Raw genomic sequence first — 19,393 nt, 5'->3', positions numbered from 1 at the left:
AAAAGGGGTGACTTTCTAGCTTGCTGCAGACACTTGAGCAATTTGGGCCGCTTCCTTGCGGGCAGCAACGGCGGGTTTGGGCTGCAAGACTTCGCGCGTTGGGCCGAATGCGCGCATGCGTCCGTCGGCCATGATCAGGGTCTTGTCTGACAAAGCCAGCAACCCAGTCTTGTGACTGACAAAAACAACCGTGCGGCGACGTTCCTTTAGATCCTTTAGCGCCCGCACCAGTGCGGCTTCCCCCTCACCATCAAGATTGGCATTGGGTTCGTCCAGAACGATGAAAGCTGGGTCGCCGAACAAGGCCCGAGCGAGTCCGACGCGCTGGCGCTGGCCGCCTGATAGCTGTCCGCCACCAACGCCAATCTGAGTTTCGTAGCCCTCTGGAAGCGACTGGATCAAGTCGTGAACACCGGCGCGTTGTGCTGCCAGGACGATTGCCTCGGGATCGGTTTCGCGGAAACGCGCAATGTTTTCCGCGATCGTGCCGGCAAAGAGTTCAACCGACTGAGGCAGGTAGCCCATGTAATTGCCCAGCTCACTGCGGTTCCAGTGATCAAGCTCGGATCCATCGATCCGAACTGCACCGGCAAGTGGCGACCAAATGCCGACCAAAGCCCGAACGAGGCTGGACTTCCCTGCGCCACTTGGCCCGACCAGAGCCAGGGTTTCACCGGGCTCGAGCTGGAAGGTGACCCCTTGTACGATCGGCATGCGCGAGCCGGGAGCAGCTATGGCTACGCCCTCGGCCGAGATGCGCCCGAGGGGGCGTGGCAGCTGCAGACGTTGCTCTTCACCAGGCAGGTTCTCGAACAGTTGCTTGAGGCGAGCATAAGCCTGCCGCGCGCCGATAACCTGTTTCCACTGCCCGACAACTTGATCAACCGGGGCGAGAGCGCGGCCCATCATGATGGAAGCAGCGATCATCACGCCCGGTGAGATCTGCCCCTCAAGGGCGAGATAAGCTCCCGTTCCGAGGATTGCGACCTGCAGTCCCATGCGGACGAATTTAGAGGCGGAAAGGAGAACGCCGGCTCGATCGCTCGCGCCTGCCTGAAGTTCGAGCATCTTGCGATGCATTTCGGCCCAACGGTGGCGAAGGCTGTCTTCCATGCCCAGGGCGCGAATCACTTCCACGTTCTGCAAGGTGGTGTTGGCGAAGTGCTGCGCTGCCTGAGAGTGCGTATTCGCTTCACCCAAGGACTTGCGGGTGACGACTTCGTTGAGCAGCGCAAGCACGAAAATAATGACGGCGCCAGACGTGGCCACCCACCCGACCAGGGGGTGGAAAACAAAGCAGACGACCAGGAATACTGGCACCCAAGGGACGTCGCAGATGGCGATCAGGCCTGATCCGGTGAAAAACTCGCGCAGCCGGTCGATGTCGCCCAAAGCGAAATGGGCCTTGGCTTGTGGTTGGGTAATGGTGCTGGTGACCACGCGATTGAACAGCGGGTTGGCGAGAGTGTCATCGAATCGCATTCCGGCCCGCACCAATACGCGCGAGCGCAGCCATTCCATCACACCATAGATCGCCAGCATGAACACAGCGATGAAGGTCAGCACCAGAAGCGTCATTTCGCTTCGGCTTTGCAGCACCCGGTCATAGACCTGCAACATATAGAGCGGGCCCACAAACATCAGCGCATTGATCGCCGCGCTAAAGACGACAGTCGAGAAGAGTACGGAGCGGTACGTCTTGAGCGCGTCAGAAAAGACGTTCTTATTCTTCATTGCGGGCCTTCGTGGTGCTCAGTGGTATGAGCAGGTCGGTCTGATCAGTCGATGCAAGTTAATGCATTCATCCCAGCGGGTAGAGCCTAGCAGTCAACTTTCAATAAAGTCTTGGTACGCGGCTGTGAGGCGGCTTTAGCATAAAAGGCCGTGTGCTTGCTAGCACGACAGATGCTGGGGGAACTTGGCGGCGGTATGACAAAAATAAGATCAACTACCAACAAGCATGAAGAGCAAGCCTGCTGTTATCGGCACAAAGACGCCCGCTGCGCTCGCGAGAAAGTGAGTCAATCGGCAGGAGCGTCCGGGTATCCACCGTTGGGCTAGCTCCAGCGCTCCGGCAAGGCCGAGCATTGCGGCTCCCGCAACCAGCACCTGCATTGGGCCAGGCAGGAAGGGAAGCAGAGTGGCGGCGCTAACGGCGTAGGCGAGGCCATGCTCGATGTGTCCATCAAGCCCGCTACGCGGGCGGTATTGACCGGGAACGAGGGAGCCGTAAAGAACCGCGCCGAGCGCAAGCAGGCAAATAGCGACAACGATGAAGGTCATGGGGGACGTAACAACAGGCTGAGGTGCGCCCCGTCAAGGGCTTTGCCCATCATACAAGCTAGGCCAGTTCATGCTGGGTTCATTGCAGAAGCGTAGCTTGCTGGCGGTGCGATCAAACACAGCAGGGGACCCGTGCATGGCTACCGAAATCCGTTCTTTCTCGCGAGTGACTCCAAACAGCCCCAGCCAGATCATCTTTGAAGATCTGGGTTTTGGTGGCAATACCCAGGATCAGATCATCATCCAGACGGACCGGGTGGGCGCATTCACCCTGACCATCAATGACGACGCGCCCACCAATGGCGGAAATTACGCAGCCGCCTTCCTGATCACCATTGCTGGCGAAACCACTGCGCCACAGCAGTTTGTTTATGTCGATTTCACCAGCTTCAACTTCCAGCCGGCGGCCAGGGAACTTGCGGAGTATTATTCGAAACTCGGTTACGTCATTTATGACGAGCACACGTCCTTCCAGGCCGCGGTCCATGCCGATCCCGGTGAGCAATTTGTGGTGACTATCTCGGGCACCTTGCACGATGATGCCCAGCAGTTTCGCGGCGGTGCGGCCCATCCGATCAGCTACACGGCGCAAATCAGCGATGCCATGCCTGTGGCCAGTGGCATCACCTTCGGCACCGATTTTCGCGATCAGGTGAATATCGCGAACGTGGGCGACTTCTTTGACGGGCGTGGCGATCTGGACGTGATCCGATTCCAGAACACGGCAGGTAGTTACAACGTTGATGTGCTCGGCGAGGGCCGGGCGGTGGTCAATGGAGTTGACTTGATCAATACCGAACGGCTGGAGTTTGCGGATTACACCCTGGCTTTGGATTTGGACGGCACGGCGGGGCAGGTGTACCGGCTGTACCAGGCCGCTTTTGATCGGCAGCCCGATTTCGATGGGCTCTCGAACAATGTCGGATTTGTCGACGATGGCATGGGCATGCGCACCCTGGCGCAACATTTTGCTGCGTCCCCGGAGTTCCGCTGGCTCTACGGCGAAAACTCGTCGAACAGCACCTTCATCAATGCGGTTTATGAGAACGTGCTGGATCGCGCTCCCGATGGCGGCGGCTGGCAGTACTGGAACGGGCAGCTGGAAGCGGGCATGAGCCGGGGTGAGGTGTTGCTGCGCTTTTCCGACAGTGCGGAAAACGTGGCCTTGGTCGCCCCCAATATCGAGAGCGGCATCTGGCTGGCGTGATTGGGCTGCCGGGCGGCCTCCCAGAACTTCCAGCGCTCCACAGATGAGCGCTGGTCGGGCTTCCCGGAACCCAGGCGAGATTCGCCCCTAGGATGTTGCGAGCGGAACCGCTCGCTCGTCCTTGCAGAAGCTGAGGAGGGTGGCGGTGCACATGGCGCCGAAGGCGAGGAGGAGTTCGGCGGCGAAGGCGGAGCCGAAGAGGCCGTAGACGGCATAGCAGACGGTGACGACCCAGCCGCCATAGCAGCGTGCATGGTATTGGCTGTCGCGCACCGACTTCCAGGTCGAGACGATCGGGATCAGCAGATAAAGGCCATAGGAGACGAGGCCGAAGATGCCCGCGAGGGCCGCGAAATTGATGTAGTCGTTGTGCAGGTGCGACCAGCCCGCCACTTCGGCAGCGATCCCGGGTTCCATGAAGGGGCGCGCGGCTTCGACGTGATGGCGCGAGCCATAGCCAAAGATGGGGGCATCGAGGAAGGCCATGATGCCCCCGCGATAGAGTTCGAGCCGGATGGCGACGGAATGGTCGATGGCCGCGCCTTCGGTGAGGAAGTGCTGGACCGACTCGATGGCGGAAAAGGCGCGCACGGTCGCGCCCAGCTGCAGCAGAATGGCGGTGCCCGCCAAAACGCCGACAAGGCTGGTGAGCAACAGCACCAGCCGACCGCGCTTGCTAAGCTGGATGCCGACGCAAACGGCAAAGACGACGCACAGGACCAGGACGATCAGCATCACGGCGCGGGTCTCCGCCAGAATGGCTGCATAGGTCCCGAGCACAGGGCCAAGGCAGAAGAGGTAGCGGCGGCGGTCCTTGAGCGCCAGGAAGCCCATGAGGGACAAAAAGCCCAGCATCACCGAGGCCATAGCGAAGGGATTAGTGGTGTTGATGAAGCCCACGACCCGATCATGGCCCAGGGCGAACTTCTCGTAGGATGCCACGGCGGCTGCAATGGCGGCGCCGATCAGCGCCAAAGTGGCGACGCGGGCAGTGTTGGAGGGTTTGGAGCCGCCATCGAGCAGGCCCAGGGCCGGGACGAACAGCAGGTAGGGAACGAAGTTTCCCAAATTATCGAAGTTGCTCCAGCCCCCCTTCGCGAAAATGTAGGCGATGGCGATGCAGAGAAAGGCGGCAACATAGCCATAGCTTTCCCGGCGATTCATGGCGGCGCGGGCCATGGGCTCTGCGATCAGGAAGGGGAGGGCAACCAGCAGGGCTAGGAGATAAAGATAGGGAGACGCATTGCCGATCAGATTGGCAAGGACGAAAAGCGCCACAAGGAAAGTCCATCTGGCGATCCCGAGGACGGCGGTTGCTGGGACGGACATGCACGCTCCGGACTTGCTGATAATGCGGTGGCTGGGTGGACCGAGGATGGCTGTACGCTAACGCGGTCCTTTGGGCAAAGGGCGGCTCGCTTGAGGATATTGAGTCCGGGCCGACAAGCCTAGCTGCGCTGATGGATCCGCCACGGGGGGCGCATGAAGGCTGCGGTTGATCTACTCAGTTGCCCCTGCCGGGGTTTCCGTGCGGGCTCCCGCATTGCACAGCCAGGCGCCCAGCACCAAGGGAAGGTAAGCGGTCAGTGTTAACTGCCATTGCCAAGGAGGGAACCACTCTGCGGCGGCGGCGAGTGGCGTCAACCAGCCTATGGTGATGATGCAATAGGCCGTGGTAACCCGCGCATGGCCATAGCGGCGCGCCAGTTGCTGGTATGCGTGGCGGCGATGCGCTTGCCAAGGCCGTTCGCCTCTGGACAGCCTTCGCAAAAGGGTAACAGTGGCATCGCTGACGAAAACTGCTGGCAGGATGAGCCAGCAGTTGTACCCCAATTCGCCCGCCGAGATGGAGAGAAGAGCCAGCGCCATCACGGTCAATGCCAAGGCATTAGAGCCGGAGTCGCCCATGAAAATCCGTGCGGGCGGCCAGTTCCGGAGGAGAAAGCCCAGGCTGGCAGCGGCCGCTGAGCAGCCGAGCCAAAAGGTCGGTTGGCTGATCGCCTCGGGCTTCCCCAGGCTCCAGACGAGCATCGCCCCCAGGATAACAAGGACGGCTTGGCTGGCGGCGATGCCGTCGATGCCATCCATGAAATTGAAAAGGTTGATCCACCAGAGCCCAACCAACAGCAGGAGCAGCAGCAGGATAGGACCGGCCAGCCAGTCGGGGCCCGGCAAGGGCAACGGTCCGGCGGCCCAAAGCAGGGCAACCAGGATCACGGCCTGGGCGGCGAAGCGCAGACGAGCCGAGAGGTCCTTGAGATCATCCGCAAAGCCCAAGAGGGCAATCGCGGCGATGCAGGCGGCAATGCACAAAAGGCGCGGGCTGCCCACGGGGCTCAACGCAATTGCGGCGGCCACGATAGTCACGGCAACGGCCAGCCCGCCACCACGCGCCGTTGGCTTGGTATGGGATGAGCGATGATTGGGTGCCTGGACGAGACCTAGGCGTTGCGCATGACGCTCTAGCCAGATGGTGAGCAGGACCGAGATAATCCCGGCTGATAACGCGATGCTGGGCAGGAGGAGTGGTGGCAAAACGTATGACTCGGTGTTTCTGAACTGCTGTTGCCAGAGCCTCAAAATCAAGTCAGGCTCTTCTGGGTCATAGCCGACTTCCGGTGGGGTTTCGCGTCACCTCCGGGAAGCAAAATTGTAAGCTGCGGTGCGAATGCCATCTTGCACAGTCACAGGCGGGTGCCAGTTCAGCGTTTCCCGGATGCTAGTGGTGTCGAGCAGCATTGTCTCGGACAGGCGATCGATTGGAGCGGCGAGGCCAAATTTGCGTGCTGCGCGCAGCAGCAGTGTTGGCACCGTAACCAACCGGCATGATTTGCCAAGGCCGTCGCAGATCAGGCGCAGCAGAGCAGGGGTTGAAAGGGGATCGGTATCGGCGATGTTGAACACCTTTCCTACCGCGACCGGGTGCTGAAGGCAGGTCAGGACCGCAGCGCCAAGGTTTTGCACTGCTAAGTAGCTGCGGCGGTTGTTGATGCCGCCAAATGGTAATGGGAAGCCCCGATCACACCAGTCAAGCATTTGCCGAAATCTTCCGCCGGCATCGGCGCCGTAGATGAGGGGAGGGCGAAGAGAAACGACCTTCAGGCCCGTTTGAATAGCGACCTCAGCAATCGCCTTTTCTGCGGCCAACTTGGATTGGCCGTAAGCGGTAACGGGGCGGGCGGTGTCCGTTTCACGGATGGCCGCGCCGTCACCCGGTCCGCTAGCGGCGATTGAGCTGATGAAGAGGAAGCGGGAAACGCCTGCCGTTGCCGCGGCCCGGGCCAGGGCGATGGTGCCTGCGGTGTTCACATCCGCGAACGCGCTGGCCTGCTCCGGTCCGATATGACCGAAGACATGGGCGCGAGCTCCCGCATGAACCACCGCGTCGCACCCGGCCAATGCGGCAGTCCAATCAGCGTCAGATGAGAGTTGGACTCTGAAATCCAGAGGAGTCTTGCTGGAATATCCGGCGGTTTTCACGTCGTGGCCGCTAGCGCGCAGCGCGTAGACAAGGTGCCTTCCTACGAACCCGCTGGCACCGGTGACTAGGATTTTCATGGTCCGCTCGCCTTGGCCGCAATGAGCTGACCATAAAGCGCCGCATATGATCTGCCCATCGCCTCGGCGGTGAAAAGTTCGACATACCGCTGGCGGGCGGCCTCGCCCATGCGCAATGCCAAGCCTGGGTCGCTAGCCAGGCGCTGCATCGCGTCGCCAAGAGCTGAGGCGTTGCCGGGCGGGACAGTCAAACCGGTAACCTTGTCCAGATTCACATAGCTCGTGCCTGTGCCCATTTCGCAGGAAATCATCGCTTTGCCAGCCTGAGCGGCCTCGAGAAGGGCGACGCCAAAGGCTTCCGAGCGCAAGTGGGACGGGAACGCGAAAACGCGGCAAAGCGACAGCAGGGCTTGCTTGTCAGCTTCATCGACCCGACCCAGAAGGGTTACATTACCGAGCCGCTCGCGCGCAACAATCGAGGGGTCGCCCCCGCCGGCAATAACGACGGGAAGACCGGTGGAGCGTGCCGCTTCTAGCAAAAAAGGCAGTCCCTTGTAGTATCTGAGCGCGCCGACAAACAGGAAGAAGCCTTCGCCGACGTGTTGTCGCATTGCCGCAATGCGGTTGAGATCGGGCGCAGGCGCTTCGGCTATCCCGATCGGTATCACCGACAGCTTGTCACGATATCGGGCCAGCACGGAACTGCTGGCCGCGTAATTGGGTGAGGTCGCCACGATGTGGTCAGCCGAACCCAGGAAGCGATCCATCAAGGGGCGGTAGAGGCGCAGAAGGTTTTTCTGTCGGACAACATCGGAATGATAGGTAATGACTGAAGGCTTTCGGACACGCGCCAGAAGATGCATCAAGTCCATCATCGGCCATGGAAAGTGGTAGTGAACGAGGTCTGCCTTCGCCACGAGCTTTTGGAACTTGGGCAGCAGCGAAAATGACAACCCGGTTGACCTCACATATAAGTCGAGCTTGGCCTGGTGAGCCCAGTGGTTGGCGATGCGGACTGGGTTCGGATCGGGATGAGCGCTGAGCGATAACACGTCCGTAGTCACGCCCAAGGGCGCGGTGCCTTCGGCTATTTGCCAAATTACCCGCTCGACGCCCGTGTAGCTGTCGGGAAGATAGACCTTGAAGAGATGAAGGACTCGCACTCGACTTCCTGAAGCAAGGTTTTGGGCATATCGGCAAGAACGTCGCCCGATGAGCGTAGCGAAAGCTCCGCCGGCGGATCAAAACTGCGCCTGCGCTTTTAGTTCTCGAAGAAGCAGCTAGTTGGCTTTCCCGGTCGGGTCCAGCGTTAGTTAACGCAACAGGAAGCTTGCGCGCCTTGGTCGCGGCAGCTTTCGGCCGATCTTGAGAGCGCTTGCAGCTAATGTTCCTCCTAATCGTTAAGCACGGCGGGCATATACCTCCGCCGGCTGTTGCGACGGTTCTTTACGTTCAGCGCTGTTAGGTCATGCTGGTGCATACACTGCCAGCTCTGGGTCCGGCACATCAGGTCGCCAACCGCGTTCGTGGTGCAGCGTCCTGGCCGGGCTGTCATATTCTCCAACTCTGGATGGCCAAGTGGATCCGACGTCTTTTGATATCCTTGTGGTCGGCGCGGGTTTTTACGGCGCTACCATCGCTGAGCGCGTCGCCAATGTTCTGGGCAAGCGGGTGCTGGTGATCGACCGGCGCGACCATATCGGGGGCAACGCTTATTCCGAGATCAACCCCGAAACCGGGATCGAGGTGCACCGCTATGGCGCCCACCTGTTCCATACGCCCAACAAGCTGGTCTGGGATTATCTGAACGGCTTTACCGCCTTTACCGGCTATCAGCACCGGGTGTTCACCTCGTTCAAGGGACAGGTTTATCCCATGCCGATCAATCTGGCGACGATCTGCCAGTATTTCGGCAAGCAGATGTCACCCGACGAGGCGCGGGCGCTGGTGCGCGAACAATCGGCCGAGCTCGGCGACGCTGCCCCGCGCAATCTCGAGGAAAAGGCGATCTCGCTGATTGGCCGGCCGCTTTATGAGGCGTTCATCCGCGGCTACACCGCCAAGCAATGGCAGACCGATCCCACCTTGCTCCCCGAAAGCATCATCAGCCGATTGCCGGTCCGCTATAATTTCGACAACCGTTATTTCAGCGACAAGTATGAAGGCCTGCCGGTTGACGGCTACACCGCCATCTTCGAGCGCATGCTCGACAATCCCCTGATCGAGATCCAGACCGGGGTCGATTATTTCGCTATCAAGGACACCATCCCCAAGGACAAGCTCGTTGTGTTCACCGGACCGATCGATCGTTACTTCGATTATCGGGCCGGCGAGTTGAGCTGGCGCACCATCGATTTTGAGCCCGAGATCGTGGGTGTCGGTGACTACCAGGGCACGGCAGTGATGAACTATGCCGACGAGGATATCCCCTTTACCCGCATCCTCGAGTTCCGCCATTTCAATCCCGAGCGGAACTACCAGACTGAAAAGAGCTATATCGTGCGCGAATATTCCCGCTTCGCGCGGCACGAGGACGAGCCCTATTATCCCATCGATACGCCCGAGGATAAAAAGGTCTACCAGGCTTATCGCAGCCTCGCTGAAGGTGAAGAGAACGTGATCTTTGGCGGCCGCCTCGGGACGTATCGCTATCTCGACATGCACCAGGCGATCGGTGCGGCGCTCAAGGCCTTCGACACCGAAGTGCAGCCCCGGCTGAGCCGGGCCTAGCTATTGGATCAATCGCCACTGCGTTGTGGTCTTTTCCACCGCAAACGAATGGGGGCAGTGAGACCGGCAGGGTTAGTTCGCATCCGCCGGGCGCACCGCGCGCTCGGCCGCGTCCAGGGCCCAGGACAGAACTGCCCGGGCGCGTTCAGCATGGTCAGCCTCGACGTAGCAACGCATCTCAGGGGCATTGCCTGAGGCGCGGTAATGGATTGTGGATCCGGTGTCCAAACGGAACTGTAGCCCATCTACTGCCGAAAGGCTGGCAACTGCGCCGATCGGCGCAAAGAAGCTCTCAGTAAACTTGGGTTCGTTTTCAAGACGCTGGAGGAACTTGGCGGAGGCAGCCGATGGTACGTTTTCCAGCCGGTCGCTCACCATCGGACGCGTCGGCAGGCCTGCCACTAGGTTCGCCACCGACACCTGCTGGCGCGCCGCCAGGCCCAAGACAGCGAGCAAGGGCAACAGCGCGTCGCGAGTTGGCAGGGCCAATAGGTCAATGCTCCCCGTGGAGCAGTCCGAGCCCAGCAACGTGCCTCCGTTGGCTTCAAAGCCAATGATCCTGCCATAGCCCTGCGCGCGCGCATCATCGATCCCGGCGATCACATAGGGAGAGCCGACTTTGGTGCGCAGGACCGCAGCAAATAGGCCGGTTCTTTCAATTGCCGAATTCGAAGTGACCGGCGTTACGATGGCGTCCGCCTGCAGGAACTGCGCCGTCAGCAAACCGAGCACGTCACCCCGCACAAACGTGCCGTTGCCATCAACCATGAACGGCCGATCGCCATCCCCGTCGGCGGAGATGATGGCATCGAGCCGGTGTTCAGCAATCCAGCCGGGTAGAGGAGCAAAGACGGGATCGTTCGGGGCTTCGGTATCCACCGGCACGAAGTCTCCGCGACGGCCCAGGCGTAGCACGGTTGCTCCACTGTGCTGCAGTGCGGCAACAAGAAGGTCGCGTGCGACGGTTGAATGCTCGAAAACGCCAATCCTGAGCCCGGTAAGATCGGCCATGGGGCGAGGCGAGGTGTAACGGCAGAGGTACAAGTTGGCGGCGGCACTGTCTTGTTCCGGCGGGACACTGGCATCGGCGGCACTTTGGGCCTTGCCCGCCGCTGCAGTGATCCCTTCCTCATCAGCTTTGCTGATTTCCCCGGCGGGCGTATAGAATTTGAGCCCGTTCCGATCAGCCGGGATATGGCTGCCGGTGATCATGATCGAAGCGCTCTGGTTATGCATGGCATGGAACGCCAGGGCGGGCGTGGGGACGAGGCCACAATCGACGGGAGTCAAACCGGCCGCGCGAATAGCGGCGGCACAATCCTGCAGGATTGCCGGACTGCTCGGCCGGAAGTCCCGAGCAAGGTAGACCCTGCCACTGCAGCTCGCACCGATGCTCGCAAGGTACTCGATGAAGCCGCGCGTGTAGCGTCGCGCGACCTCGCCCTGCAGTTCCACTGCCAGGCCCCGCAATCCGCTGGTGCCAAATCTTACGCTTGAGTTACTCATCCGGAGCGAACACCCTTTCACGCTGCTTGTTGTCAGGTCCGCCCGAAATCGTCTTCGATTCGGATGATGTCATCCTCGCCCAGATAAGAGCCGGTCTGTACTTCGATCAGCTCCAGCAAAATCTTGCCCGGATTGGCCAGGCGGTGGGTTGCCCCCAATGGCAGGTAGATGGACTGATTTTCGGTAATCACCGAAACACGGTCATCCACCGTGACTTCAGCTGTCCCACGCACCACGATCCAATGTTCGGAGCGATGATGGTGGCGCTGGAGCGACAGCTTCTTGCCGGGATGCACGAACAGGCGCTTGACCTGGAAGCGTTCCCCGGACAGCACCGAGGAATAGCCGCCCCACGGACGATAAGCGGTTTTGTGCAACTCGGTCAGGTGCACGGTATCGGCCTGCTGGCGCAACTGCGATACAATAGCGCCGACCTTCTGAGCTTCCGAGAGCTTGCCGACGAAGATGGCGTCTTCGGTGGCGATGACAGCCATGTTCTCGAGGCCTTCAACCGCAATATGGGCCTTTTCGCTGATCACGAGCGAGCCGGTAGTGTTGCTAAATGTTGCGCTGCCTTGGGCGACATTGCCGGCTTCGTCCTTGTCGCTGGCATTCCAGACGGCATCCCAGGAGCCAAGGTCGGACCATTTGTAGTTGACCGGCACAACCGCCGCGCGTGCCGTTTTCTCGAACACGGCATAATCGACGGAAATGTCGGGGGCAGCTTCAAACGCGTCCTTGTTCAACCGGACGAAGTCGAGGTCGGCGCTGGCGCCGCTTACAGCCTGCTGGGCGCTCTCATAGGTTTGTGGCGCATAGGAGCGACAATCTTCAAGAAAGTCGGCCGCGGACATCATGAAGATGCCGGCATTCCACAAGAAGTTGCCTGAGGTCACCATCGCCTCGGCCTTTTCCAGGGGGGGCTTTTCAACGAAGCGAGCGACGCGTTGCACCTCAGGAGAAATAGCCTCGCCGGCTTCAATATAGCCGTAGGCAGTTTGCGGGGCGGTGGGGGTGATGCCGAAGGTCACAAGGTTACCAGCTTGCGCGGCGCCCAATGCTGTGTGGATAGAACGCCAATACCCCTCGTCTGGCACGACGGAGTGATCGGAAGGCAGAACATGCAGCACCACGTCCTCGCCATACTTGCCCTGAGCGAATAAGGCCGCGCTGGCTATGGCCAAGGCGGTGTTGCGCGACATTGGTTCGAGCAGCACGCCGGAGAGGTCCGAGCCAATCTCTAGAGCCTGCTCGGCCACCAGAAAGCGGTACTCATGATTGGTGATCACCAGTGCTGGCAGGTAGAGCGAGTGATCACTGACGCGCTTGAGTGTTTCCTGAAAGAGGCTGACAGGTCCGGTCAGCTGCAGGAACTGCTTGGGGCGAGCGGCACGCGAAAGGGGCCACAGCCTGGTTCCCCGGCCACCTGCCAATACGACTGGAACAATCTGCCTGCTCATTGTTGTCCTCTCACTGACGAGATTCGGGTGCATAGCATCTGAATGTGGAGCGGGCAGCAGCAAATGTACGAAAAAGGGGGCACTGTGTCCTTCCGTCACCGGTTGGTTGGGCTCTTCGGCGGCTGGGAAAGGACGGCAAAGCGCTGGGCCCTTCCGTTACCTTCCCAACTAATTAGCGCCCGGCCAATCCGCACTTAGAGGCCTGTCTGAAGTAGTGCAGGGCGATGGCCCACCACGAGCCGGACGGCGGTTAGGCGGGCGGTGGCGAAGGCTCCGGTGTCGATATTGATGTGGGAGGGTAAGAGGAGGGGAGTTGGGAGCGGAGTGTGGCCATGCACCACGACCTTGCCGAAGGCGGTGTAATCGGTGGCGGCGTCGGGGCGGTACCAGAGCAGGTCATCTTCGCTTTGCTGCTCGAGGGGCAGGCCGGGGCGCAAGCCTGCATGCACGAAGATGGTGGTCGGCGTTTCGATCATGCTGGGGGCGGCTTCGATAAACCGTCGGTGAGCCGGGGGAATGGAGCTTTCCAATATGGCGCGGGCGCCTTTGCCGGACAGGCCGCGAAGCGCACCGGCAGTCAGCCCGTAGGACTGCAGTGTTTGCGTCCCGCCAAGCCCCAGCCAATGGTGCCGCTCGGAAGGGGCGGCCAGGAAATCAAGCATCATGGCTTCGTGGTTGCCGGCCAGGGCCAGCCGCGTGAAGCCATCCGGCGGGGGCGCGAGCAGATGATCGATGACGCCAGCGGAGCGGGGACCGCGATCAACATAGTCTCCCAACATCACGAGCCATTTCTCGCCCGCATATGATGCGGCGTCAGCAAGGATCATGCCTTCCAGTTGCTCGAGCAGATCAAGACAGCCGTGAACATCGCCCACGGCATAGACGACTGCAGGATCAGTTGAAGCGCGCAGCCTTGGCCGCTCCCCTTCGGCGGTGAGTGCAGATCGATCGAGCAGCCGCTGCAGGAACTTCATCTTGTGCACCATCCGCGGCACAGGTGCCGGCGTGGGTCAGGGGCGGTTCGGCTTAGGTGAGCCAGTTCTCTTGTAACACCAGTATTGCAGCAAAGGCTGCCAAGGAGATCGTGCCGACGCCACGATTTGAAATCGGTCAGGACTGTTCATCACATCGTGCCGACGGCGATGTGGTCACCCGCTGGCCCCCATTCAGCAGTGCAAGCGTGCAAGATTAACTGGAACAGCAGAGTCTTGAAGATTCAAGTTGGCTAGGAGTTCTACATACGCAATACTCTGTTTACCACGTGAGCTATCAGGCCTGCCATGAACAATGTCATGCGTCCTCTTGATACCCAGACAGCAAAGTACATTGCCGAACTTTTGCTGGAGGATGCGGGCGCTGAGGGCGCTCTTGTTCAAGTGGTTCCGGAAAACGACAATGAACCGCCCGTGCAAACGGAACATGGAGGCCTGCCGCTGCTCTGGGAAGACGGCTGTCCCGTCGCGGCTGTTCCGAGCTCGTCCCAGTTGCAGATCAAGCGAGTGGTCGATGTAACCCTCGCCCTCGCGGCGCTTGTTGGGCTGGCTCCGCTCTTGCTCCTTGTCGCAGTCCTTGTGGCCGCCACCAGCCCGGGTCCCATCCTGTTCAGGCAGCGGCGCGAAGGGCTGGGTGGGCGCTTGTTCTGGACATTGAAGTTCCGATCCATGCCGGTGGATCGCTGTGACAGGAGCGGGTTGCAGCAAACCAGGCGGAATGATCCGCGGCTCACGCCTTTTGGCGCCTTTATCCGCCGGACCAGCATTGATGAGCTGCCGCAATTGCTCAATGTGCTGTGGGGAGAGATGTCCCTGGTCGGGCCTCGTCCGCATGTGCCGGGCATGTTTGCAGGGGGCATGCCCTACAAGGATCTGGTACCCTATTACGATTGTCGGCTTGCCGTGCGGCCGGGGATCACTGGCTGGGCGCAAGCCAATGGCCTGCGCGGGCCGACGGGTGATGCGGAGGCGGCACGGTCCCGCATCGAGTTCGACTTGGCCTATATGCAGAACTTGTCCGTGTGGCTTGATCTCAGGATACTGGGTCTTACCCTGCGCAACCAGTTTTTGACCGGGTCCGGCCACTAAGCTGTTGGTGAATGGCGGGGGTGCCCTCATCGTGTCGGAACGGTGAGAGCAGTTGGTGTGCGTGCAAGGGCCAGCCAAGGGCAAGAAATTTTACCCGTGCTGCTGCGCGCGCCACGCGATGATCTCGTTTAACTCTACTCTCCTGCTAGAGTATTGCGCGCAACGTCTTCAGGGAGACTCAGATTGAGAACGACAGCCAGACTGCTTGCCTATGGCGCCTTGGGCGCTTCTCTGGTGCTGGGCTTTGCCGTTACGGCGCATGGGCAGGATCGGACCATCATCAATGTCTCGTATGATCCGACGCGTGAGCTGTACCGGCAGTTCAATGAAGCCTTTGTGCGCCATTGGCAGGAAACTACGGGCGAAAACATTGCCGTACAGGTGACCCATGGCGGTTCGGGCTCGCAGGCGCGCACGGTGATCGACGGGCTTGAGGCCGATGTGGTTACCTTGGCCCTCGAGAGCGACATCAATGCCATCGCTGACGGAACCGATCTCATCCCCGACGACTGGCGCGGGCGGTTCGAGAACAACAGCGCACCCTATACGTCCACAATCGTGTTCCTGGTGCGCAAGGGCAATCCGGACGGCATCGTTGATTGGGGTGACCTGATCAAGGAGGGGGTGGAAGTGATTACGCCCAATCCCAAGACTTCGGGCGGCGCCCGCTGGAATCTTCTGGCTGGATGGGCCTGGGCGCGCGCCCAGGAGGGCGGGAGCGACGAAACGGCGAAGGCCTTCATCACCGAACTTTACCAGCATGTGCCGGTGCTCGACACCGGCGCGCGTGGCGCGACCACGACCTTTGTGCAACGCGGCATCGGCGATGTGTTGCTGGCCTGGGAGAACGAGGCCTACCTCGCGATGGAGGAGCTTGGCCCCGATGCGTTCGACATCGTGACCCCCTCCGTTTCGATCCTAGCCGAGCCGCCCGTCGCCCTGGTGGAAGGCAATGTGGACCGCAAGGGGACGCGGGACGTTGCGGAGGCTTATCTGCAATATCTTTATTCAGACGAAGGGCAGGCCATCGCCGCTGCGAACTATTATCGCCCATTCCGCCCCGAGGCTGCGGCTCCCGAGGATGTTGCGCGGTTTGGTGAGGTCAATCTTGTGACTATCGAGGAGTTCGGCGGCTGGCGCGAGGCGCAGCCGGCGTTCTTTGCCGATGGGGGCATCTTCGACCAAATTTACTCAGGCCCTACACAGTAGTTTTGGAGGATCGGCCGGGCAGCCGGCCGATCCCCGCCTTGTTGATCCCTTTTTCGCCCATCCCGAGGTGGTGCGGGTCTATCCATTCGCTTGCGTCACTATGCCCGACTAAGGTATCTCGCGCATAAGCGTCGGGCGAGAAGGCGAAGAGCATGATCAAAGACGGCGGCGTCGGCACGGGAGTGCCCGAGGAATCATTCGTAATTGCCGATCGGCCATCGGCTTACTGCGCCAGCCTCCCAGTAGCCGACAGCCGTAACCTTGTCGCAGTGGGCCCGCGGGCCAAGCGGGAGCAAGCATGAGCGCGGCCGGGAACAGCCACAGCATGCCGCTCCCTGATCAGCAACTCGCAGGGATGCTTTCCGCACGGGACGCAATCGAGGGTCGGCTGGAGCAGTTGCTTGCCAGTCCAACAGGTGTGCCGCCCAATTTGAGCGCGGCGTTGCGTCATGCGCTGCTTGCCCCCAGCAAACGCATCCGGCCCTTGCTGGTTTATCATGTGGTGGAGCCCCAGGACGCGCAGATTGCCGGCGCGCTCGACCTGGGGTGCGCGGTGGAGATGGTCCACACCGCCTCGCTCATTCTGGATGATTTGCCCTGCATGGACGATGCGGTGATGCGCCGGCAACGCCCGACAACGCATATGGCGTTTGGGCAGGCGACCGCCATTCTGGCGGCTATTGCCCTTTTGAGCCAGGCCTTTGGGATATTGGCGGCGCTTGCCGGCGTTGACGATGCCACCAAGACCCGGCTTGCGGCGGAGTTGTCGGCGGCGGTAGGCTGGACCGGCTTGGTGGCGGGCCAGGAGCTCGACGTCAATGAGCGCGCCAGTATTGTTGCCGTCGATGGAATCGAGCAGCTGAATTGGCTCAAGACAGGCGTGTTGTTTGTCGCAGCCGCGCGGATGGGCGCCATGCTGCGCGGCCTGCCCGACAAGGAGGTTGAGGCGGTTGGCTTGTTTGCTTCCCATTTGGGACTGGCGTTTCAAACTGCCGATGACCTGCTCGACAGCAATGCGACGGCCGACGAGGCAGGCAAGGATGTCGGCAAGGATGGCAACAAGACCACGCTCGTGACCTTGTTTGGCGAACAGGCGGCGCTTCTCAGCTATCGCGAGCATTTGGACAAGGCGGAAGCTGCGCTGTTGCAGACTCGGATCAATGCCCGACCTTTGATGGCCATGATCGCCCGCCTGTTTGAACGACGCGAGACCCCGACGCCGTGATCTCGCAGCCAGCGGCACTACAAGTCCAGGCGCTGCGCATCAGCTATGGCAAAAGACAGGTCCTTAACGGGGTCGACCTCGTGGTGAACGCGGGCGAGATCTTCGGCTTGCTTGGGCCCAATGGCGCAGGCAAGACGACGTTGATCCGGTCGATCTGCGGGCGCTGCAAACCCGATGCGGGGCAGATCTCCATCGCCGGCAAAGTGGGCCGGAGCAGGGATGTGCGCCGCCAGATCGGCCTCGTGCCGCAGGAGATCGCGCTTTATCCCCATCTCACGGCGCGCGAAAACCTGCTGGTATTCGGGCGCTTGATGGGGCTTTCGGCCGCCGAGGCGAAGGCCGCTGTGGTCTGGGCGAGTGCTGCCACCCATATCGAGGCGCGACTGGCCGATCAGGTGGGGATCCTGTCAGGTGGCTGGAAGCGCCGCGTCAATATCGCGGCGGCTATTCTGCATCGCCCGGCGCTGCTGATCCTCGATGAGCCCACCGTCGGGGTCGATGTGGAAGCGCGTAACCATCTGCACGAAGTGATTGCCGAATTGGCGGGTGCGGGCATGGGAGTGCTGCTGGCGACCCACGATCTCGATCAGGCCGAAACCATTTGTTCCCGGGTGGGCTTTTTGCGCGGCGGAGTGATCGGGCCGCAGGGCGCGCCACGGGCCCTCGTGGATGAGGTGTTTCAAGGGCGCCAACAGATCATTGTCGAGTTGCGGCGCGCCCCAACACCAGAGCAGATCGACTTCCTCAATCAGCGTGGGTTTGAGCCGGTGCAGGCAGCGATGATCTGGTCGCGCATGAGCGGGGCGACGCCGATACCGGCTGCAGACCTGGCGAAATGGCTGGCCAATGCCGGCGTCGAAACGCGTGAATTGCGGCTGCGGGAGCCAGGGTTGGACAGTCTTTTTCTCCACCTGTCGCGGCAAGGGCAAGCAGTGCCGGGGGCAGCCGCGTGATCCTGGCCATGCTGCGCGTCATGGTGCTCAGTCTTGTGCGCGATCGCGGTGCGCTGGCGATGGCATTTGTGCTGCCGCCGATGATCTTTGTGATCTTTGCCGCAATTTTTGCAGGGACCGGGGGGGAGGAAATGCGCCTCCAGGTAGGGTTCGGGGTGGCTGATGCTGCGTCCGTCGATCCCCGGTTCGAGGCGGCGTTACGTGAAATCCCCGCGCTTCGGGTGCTGGAGGGCAGCATTGGCTCGGAAGCCGAGATGCAGGCATTGGTGCAGGCAGGCCGCGCCGATGTGGGACTGTTTCTGCGTGATGGGCTGGCGCGCACCGATGCCGCACCAGTCGTGATCTTTGCCGACCCCGCCAAGAGCATGGCCCCGGCCATATTGATGGGCCATGTGCAGCGCATCCTGGCCCAGGATCTGCCCGATGTCGCGGTGTCGAGAACGGCACCCCTGGTGGGTGAGCTCGTGGGCGGCTTTTCACCAGAACAATCCCAGCGTCTTACCGCGGCTCTCAACGCGCTGGCCGCCGCGCCGGCGGAGGGCGGTGCGAGCGCCGAGCTCAGCGAGATCCATACGGTGGGTGAGGCCAGCGATGGCAGCGCCGCCGTCACCTATTATGCGGGTGCCGTCGCGATCCTGTTTCTGCTGTTTTCGGCCATGCAAGGGGCTGCGACGCTGATCGAGGAGCGCAATTCGGGCATTGTCGACCGGCTGGCGGTGGGACCGGCGGGGACCGATGTCGTCGTGATCGGCAAGTTCCTGTTCCTGATCGGGCAGGGCGTGGTGCAGGCCGGCTTGATCTTCGCGCTCGCCATCCTGCTCTACCAGGTGCCGGTGTTGCAGCATTGGTGGCCATGGTTGCTGACCACTGTTGCCGCGGCCGTGGCTGCGGCGGGGCTGGGGCTGGCCGTGGCGGCATTTTGCACCAGCAAGCAGCAGGCCCAGACCATCGCGACCTTCCTCGTGCTGGTGTGTTCGGCGGTGGGTGGCTCGATGGTGCCTCGGTTCATGATGCCGCCCTGGCTGCAGGAACTGGGCTGGTTCACCCCCAATGCCTGGGCCATCGAGGCGTATCAGGGTGCGATGTGGCGGGGCGATGCGCTGGCGGCGCTGGCGCCGAGCCTCCTCGTGCTGGTTGGCATCGGGCTCGTCGGCATGGTGCTAGCCGTCGGGATTTCCCGCCTGCGGTTGCGGTTTTAGACCTGCGACTTCGATGCCCTCACTTCAGCCGCGTTCTTGGCT

At 61.2% G+C, this 19,393-nt stretch carries 15 protein-coding genes; 7 read left to right on the top strand and 8 right to left on the bottom strand.

What is annotated here, in order from left to right:
- Window positions 1-15 precede the first annotated feature (15 nt).
- Complete coding sequence (locus tag HRQ64_RS16230) at window positions 16-1,734, bottom strand: type I secretion system permease/ATPase (RefSeq protein WP_172124328.1); 1,719 nt, start codon at window positions 1,732-1,734, stop codon at window positions 16-18.
- A 619-nt stretch (window positions 1,735-2,353) separates the two neighbouring features.
- On the opposite strand from HRQ64_RS16230, the gene HRQ64_RS16225 reads away from it, so the two are divergent.
- Window positions 2,354-3,490 (top strand): DUF4214 domain-containing protein, encoded by a 1,137-nt coding sequence (locus HRQ64_RS16225; RefSeq protein WP_172124326.1) that lies wholly within the window; start codon window positions 2,354-2,356, stop codon window positions 3,488-3,490.
- An 87-nt stretch (window positions 3,491-3,577) separates the two neighbouring features.
- Here HRQ64_RS16225 and HRQ64_RS16220 read toward each other — a convergent pair whose 3' ends face one another.
- The 4 genes from HRQ64_RS16220 to HRQ64_RS16205 form a co-directional block, all read right to left on the bottom strand.
- Window positions 3,578-4,819: an O-antigen ligase family protein gene (locus HRQ64_RS16220; protein ID WP_172124324.1), complete on the bottom strand. Its 1,242-nt coding sequence runs from the start codon at window positions 4,817-4,819 to the stop codon at window positions 3,578-3,580.
- 171 nt (window positions 4,820-4,990) lie between these two features.
- Window positions 4,991-6,025, bottom strand: a complete 1,035-nt coding sequence (locus HRQ64_RS16215) for a glycosyltransferase family 4 protein (protein WP_172124322.1) — start codon at window positions 6,023-6,025, stop codon at window positions 4,991-4,993.
- A gap of 96 nt (window positions 6,026-6,121) precedes the next feature.
- Complete coding sequence (locus HRQ64_RS16210) at window positions 6,122-7,048, bottom strand: NAD-dependent epimerase/dehydratase family protein (protein ID WP_172124320.1); 927 nt, start codon at window positions 7,046-7,048, stop codon at window positions 6,122-6,124.
- Window positions 7,045-8,151, bottom strand: a complete 1,107-nt coding sequence (locus tag HRQ64_RS16205) for a glycosyltransferase (protein WP_172124318.1) — start codon at window positions 8,149-8,151, stop codon at window positions 7,045-7,047. Before HRQ64_RS16205 ends, HRQ64_RS16210 begins: the two co-directional genes overlap by 4 nt.
- 415 nt (window positions 8,152-8,566) lie before the next feature.
- On the opposite strand from HRQ64_RS16205, the gene glf reads away from it, so the two are divergent.
- Window positions 8,567-9,718 carry a UDP-galactopyranose mutase gene (gene glf / locus HRQ64_RS16200; RefSeq protein ID WP_172124316.1) on the top strand — a complete coding sequence of 384 codons (1,152 nt, stop codon included), beginning with the start codon at window positions 8,567-8,569 and terminating at the stop codon, window positions 9,716-9,718.
- Window positions 9,719-9,790: 72 nt separating this feature from the next.
- On the opposite strand, the gene HRQ64_RS16195 is transcribed toward glf, so the two are convergent.
- From HRQ64_RS16195 to HRQ64_RS16185, 3 genes are all read right to left on the bottom strand, one after another.
- Window positions 9,791-11,224: a phosphomannomutase gene (locus HRQ64_RS16195; RefSeq protein ID WP_172124314.1), complete on the bottom strand. Its 1,434-nt coding sequence runs from the start codon at window positions 11,222-11,224 to the stop codon at window positions 9,791-9,793.
- Window positions 11,225-11,256: 32 nt separating this feature from the next.
- Window positions 11,257-12,684, bottom strand: a complete 1,428-nt coding sequence (locus tag HRQ64_RS16190; RefSeq protein WP_172124312.1) for a mannose-1-phosphate guanylyltransferase/mannose-6-phosphate isomerase — start codon at window positions 12,682-12,684, stop codon at window positions 11,257-11,259.
- A 194-nt stretch (window positions 12,685-12,878) separates the two neighbouring features.
- Window positions 12,879-13,658 carry a metallophosphoesterase family protein gene (locus tag HRQ64_RS16185; RefSeq protein ID WP_172124310.1) on the bottom strand — a complete coding sequence of 260 codons (780 nt, stop codon included), beginning with the start codon at window positions 13,656-13,658 and terminating at the stop codon, window positions 12,879-12,881.
- Between the two features lie 318 nt (window positions 13,659-13,976).
- On the opposite strand from HRQ64_RS16185, the gene HRQ64_RS16180 reads away from it, so the two are divergent.
- From HRQ64_RS16180 to HRQ64_RS16160, 5 genes are all read left to right on the top strand, one after another.
- Window positions 13,977-14,765 (top strand): sugar transferase, encoded by a 789-nt coding sequence (locus HRQ64_RS16180; protein ID WP_172124308.1) that lies wholly within the window; start codon window positions 13,977-13,979, stop codon window positions 14,763-14,765.
- Window positions 14,766-14,984: 219 nt separating this feature from the next.
- Window positions 14,985-15,974, top strand: a complete 990-nt coding sequence (locus tag HRQ64_RS16175) for a sulfate ABC transporter substrate-binding protein (RefSeq protein ID WP_248307120.1) — start codon at window positions 14,985-14,987, stop codon at window positions 15,972-15,974.
- Window positions 15,975-16,272: 298 nt separating this feature from the next.
- On the top strand, window positions 16,273-17,199 hold the full coding sequence (locus HRQ64_RS16170; protein WP_172124304.1) for a polyprenyl synthetase family protein: 927 nt from the start codon (window positions 16,273-16,275) through the stop codon (window positions 17,197-17,199).
- On the top strand, window positions 17,196-18,152 hold the full coding sequence (locus tag HRQ64_RS16165) for an ABC transporter ATP-binding protein (RefSeq protein WP_172124302.1): 957 nt from the start codon (window positions 17,196-17,198) through the stop codon (window positions 18,150-18,152). Before HRQ64_RS16170 ends, HRQ64_RS16165 begins: the two co-directional genes overlap by 4 nt.
- Window positions 18,149-19,351, top strand: coding sequence for an ABC transporter permease (locus HRQ64_RS16160; RefSeq protein WP_172124300.1), 1,203 nt, complete (start codon window positions 18,149-18,151; stop codon window positions 19,349-19,351). The genes HRQ64_RS16165 and HRQ64_RS16160 overlap by 4 nt, the downstream gene beginning before the upstream one ends.
- Window positions 19,352-19,393: the final 42 nt, after the last annotated feature.

Origin of the sequence: Devosia sp. 919 (assembly GCF_013185965.1) — a bacterium.
GTDB lineage: Bacteria > Pseudomonadota > Alphaproteobacteria > Rhizobiales > Devosiaceae > Devosia.
Note: the sequence above shows the minus strand (reverse complement) of the source record. Positions and strands in the feature narration are given on the sequence as shown.

Bases quoted from the DNA above. Each gene is read 5' to 3' on its own strand.
- HRQ64_RS16220 (WP_172124324.1), bottom strand. From the start codon at position 4,819: ATGTCCGTCCCAGCAACCGCCGTCCTCGGGATCGCCAGATGGACTTTC.
- HRQ64_RS16195 (WP_172124314.1), bottom strand. From the start codon at position 11,224: ATGAGTAACTCAAGCGTAAGATTTGGCACCAGCGGATTGCGGGGCCTG.
- HRQ64_RS16180 (WP_172124308.1), top strand. From the start codon at position 13,977: ATGCGTCCTCTTGATACCCAGACAGCAAAGTACATTGCCGAACTTTTG.
- HRQ64_RS16225 (WP_172124326.1), top strand. From the start codon at position 2,354: ATGCTGGGTTCATTGCAGAAGCGTAGCTTGCTGGCGGTGCGATCAAAC.
- HRQ64_RS16185 (WP_172124310.1), bottom strand. From the start codon at position 13,658: ATGAAGTTCCTGCAGCGGCTGCTCGATCGATCTGCACTCACCGCCGAA.
- HRQ64_RS16230 (WP_172124328.1), bottom strand. From the start codon at position 1,734: ATGAAGAATAAGAACGTCTTTTCTGACGCGCTCAAGACGTACCGCTCC.
- HRQ64_RS16170 (WP_172124304.1), top strand. From the start codon at position 16,273: ATGAGCGCGGCCGGGAACAGCCACAGCATGCCGCTCCCTGATCAGCAA.
- HRQ64_RS16190 (WP_172124312.1), bottom strand. From the start codon at position 12,684: ATGAGCAGGCAGATTGTTCCAGTCGTATTGGCAGGTGGCCGGGGAACC.
- HRQ64_RS16210 (WP_172124320.1), bottom strand. From the start codon at position 7,048: ATGAAAATCCTAGTCACCGGTGCCAGCGGGTTCGTAGGAAGGCACCTT.